The organism is Microbacterium sp. Bi128, assembly GCF_918698205.1.
Window position 1 is genome coordinate 1 of sequence record NZ_CAKKMM010000524.1, and the last position, 3,282, is coordinate 3,282.

Below are 3,282 nucleotides of genomic sequence, written 5' to 3' on the forward strand. Positions count from 1 at the left end.
ACTGGAGGGGCTGCGGGATGGCGGTGGCCGAATGCTGGCGCAGGAAGTCCAGCATCGCCGCGGCGTCCTGGCCGGTGTCGAGGGCCCGGCGCACGGAGGAGACGGAGAACCGGTAAATGGTGGCCGGTCCCTGCCCTTCGGCCGTGGCCATGGTCAGGAGCCGTTCGCTCAGTTCGGGGTCGAGGTAGCCCGGCGCCACCGCCGTCAGGTCCGCCTGCAGCAACACGTGCTGCAGGGCCGCCGGCAGGTGTTCGCCCAGGATCCCCAGGGCGTCGTCCGGCTGCTCGGCGGCGATCGCGGCGCCCAGCTGGCTCAGCGCCCCGGAGCCGATCAGGCCAAGCATCTCGGCCTCCGCGAGGATGCCGCGGATCAGCGAGCTGAAGCGCCTGGCCATCCGGGGCTGCGTCCACTCGGCACGCTCCAGCACGGCGGCGGCATCGAGGACGGGGGCCTGCCCGTTGGGCGCCACGGCCTCAAGGGTGAGTTCGTGCAGGATTTCCAGGACCCTTTTCCGGACCACCGGGGCGTCCGGCCGCTGCGCCTCGGCGGAGAGCGCATTGATGGTGGTCCCGGCCGGGCCCCGGTGCCCGGCCGGGCCCGGGGCGGCAGCATTCACCGGCTGGCCCACGAGGGACGGTGCGCGCTCGCTGGCCAGCCAGGCGTTGACCAGCCACAGCCACTGCTCCTGCCGCGGCAGCGACAGCCACTCCAGCTGCGGCGGCTGCACCCACGCAGAACTGTCGACGTCCAGCCGCAGCAGACCGGCCATTCCGCAGAGCTCCGCGAGGACGCCGGCCTCGTGCACGTCCATCCGCAGGGAATCCGCCAGCCGCTTCATCTCCCGGACCCCGACGCCCCCGCTTCGCAGCGTCGCCAGCGGCTGTTCGCGCACGGTGTAGAGCACTTCGCCGACGAGCCGCAGCGTCTCGGCGATGGCGCCCAACGCGGCGTTTCGGCGCAGCCCCGCGCTCGTGTTGCCCAGCCGGGGGACAGGCGGCGTGAGCGAAAAGTTCTCGATGACAAACCCGCCGCGCAGCGACACTCCGACGCTGTGCGGCAGTTCGACGTGCGCGGCGTCCAGCGGTACCAGCAGCCCGCGCGCCAGCAGCCAGTCCACGGGGCCGACGTCGGCGCCTTCGTGGAGCACGGACGCCCGGCGCTGCGCCTGCGGGACGGCGCCCATGGCCCAGTTCCCGAACCGGGCCAGAAGGGCGGCGGTCCGGTCCGGTGCGGTGGCCAGGATTTGCTGGAGCGATTCCGGTGTTGCCGTCCAGTGCTGCAGGGACAGGGCGGCTTCCATCGGCGTCGTGGCGGGGGAGATGGACGCCCCGGCGCGGTGAAGTTCCCCCACCAGCTGCACCACGCGCTGCGCGAAAGCAGGCTGGAGCCGCACCAGTTCGGTGTAGCTGCGCCCCAGCCCCGCAGGGTAGATGCCAATCACGTCCTTGAGGCTGCCGACCGGAAGGTAGTGGCGCTGCTTGGCGGCGGCGGGGGTCGCGCCGTGCGGCGGATCTGCGCGGTGGACGAGGGCCAGTTCCTGCAGGGAATGGAGGAGCCGGTCGACGGCGGCAACCGAGGAGCCGTTGATCAGTTTCTTCAGCATCGCCGCCGACGCGCTGTGCCCGGTATCGGCGTTGGTGCACAGGTGCAGGGTTTCCAGGACCTGCATCTGCGGGCGGTTGAGCCGTTCGAGTGCCCGCTGGACGCTGACGCGTCCGCTGGCGCGGGCGGCGAGGGCGGCGAAGTCCGGGACGCCGGGAGAAATCAGGTCCGGCCGCGCGGAGAACAAGGCCCGCAACGATTCGTCGCTTCGTGCCTGAAGTTCCTTGCTGAGCGCGCGGATGAGGGACATCGCTCCAACGTTACCTTTCGCCGGGCCCGTGCGGGCGGCGCCGGGCTGCCACCGCGTCGACAACGAGGGCCAGCATGAGCAGGAATGCCACCGGGAGGCCGTAGAGGGCCGTCGAGGTAATCCAGGCGGGCGCCACGGCATTGTTGAAGGCCATCGCCATGACAGCGCCGACGGCAACGAGGGACAGCACAGCAAGGGTGGCCGCTACGATCATCAAAGGCCGCCGGTAACGCGTCAGTGTCATGGGGGCAACGCTAACAGTCCGGCATCGCCCGCGCCTCAAGCCGTTAAAGTGAACCAGGCAGGATAACCTTGGAGATACAGACCAACACGGTCCGGGCAGTCATACCCTGAACCCGCGTATCCATGCGGATGCGGTGACCGCCGGCCGTGTCCCCGCAGAACGAAGAAGGTTGATTACGTGCCTACCGGCAAGGTCAAGTGGTATGACAAGGAAAAAGGCTTCGGATTCCTCGCGGGCGAGGACGGCCAGGAAGTCTTCCTGCCCAAGTCCGCGCTGCCCGAAGGCATCACGGAGCTCAAGGCCGGCACGCGTGTTGAATTTGGTGTAGCCGACGGACGCAAGGGTGCCCAGGCCCTGGGCCTGCGCGTGCTGGACAAGACGCCGTCCATCGCCAAGGCAAAGCGGCCCAGCGCCAGGGACCTTGCCCCGCTGGTCCAGGACCTCGTCAGCGTGCTGGATAACCTGTCCGGGACCCTGTCCGCGGGCAAGTACCCGGAAGGCAACAAGGGCAAGGCGATCGCAGCGGCCCTCCGTAAGGTTGCCGACGAGCTGGACGTATAAGGCTTTTGATGACTCAGGAACCTGATCAGTTGCCGGCGCCGGACGCCGGAACCGCAGCGCCCACCGGGGCCAAAACAACCGGCTCCAAGCAGGGAATCCGCCCGCGCGCCGGCGTGCCCGTCTGGCGCACCGGCAAGCCTGACGCCTTCCTGGCCGCCGCCGTCGACGTCGCCCGCACCGCGGTGGAGGGCATTGCCCCCGCCGAGCAGATCGGCGAGCACATCGGTGCCCGGAGCGAGGGCGACCGCCTGGTGACCCACCTGTTCGAATCCAGGCTCCCCGGCTACCTGGGCTGGCAGTGGTACGCCGTGCTGACACGCAACTCGCGCTCCAAGGTGGTCACGGTGGACGAACTTGGGCTCCTGCCCTCCGAGGACTCCATCCTGGCACCGGCCTGGGTTCCGTGGGCCGAACGGGTCCGCCCGGAAGACGCGCAGGCTGACGAGGCTGCCGAGGCGCCGTCCGGTTCCGAAGCGCCGTCACAGGCGTCCGACGCCGACCAGCAGGATGACACGGACGACGCCGACGACACTGACACCGACGACGACGACGCTGACGCCGACGCCGACACTGACGACGACGAGCGGGAACGCTCCACGGGCGAGGCCGACTAGCGGTTGGAAGC

4 protein-coding genes are annotated in these 3,282 nt (G+C 69.9%); 2 read left to right on the forward strand and 2 right to left on the reverse strand.

Translation table 11 applies throughout. From position 1 onward, the window contains the following. Window positions 1-1,852: helicase-associated domain-containing protein (locus LQV45_RS22275; RefSeq protein ID WP_230008867.1), on the reverse strand; the 1,852-nt coding region annotated here is incomplete at its 3' end. A 10-nt stretch (window positions 1,853-1,862) separates the two neighbouring features. Further along, on the reverse strand, window positions 1,863-2,096 hold the full coding sequence (locus LQV45_RS22280; protein WP_230008868.1) for a hypothetical protein: 234 nt from the start codon (window positions 2,094-2,096) through the stop codon (window positions 1,863-1,865). A 177-nt stretch (window positions 2,097-2,273) separates the two neighbouring features. Here LQV45_RS22280 and LQV45_RS22285 point away from each other — a divergent pair, with 177 nt between their 5' ends. Next, entirely contained in the window at window positions 2,274-2,657 is a 384-nt protein-coding gene (locus LQV45_RS22285; protein ID WP_018776003.1) for a cold-shock protein, read from the forward strand. 8 nt (window positions 2,658-2,665) lie between these two features. Then, entirely contained in the window at window positions 2,666-3,271 is a 606-nt protein-coding gene (locus tag LQV45_RS22290) for a DUF3027 domain-containing protein (protein ID WP_230008869.1), read from the forward strand. Window positions 3,272-3,282: the final 11 nt, after the last annotated feature.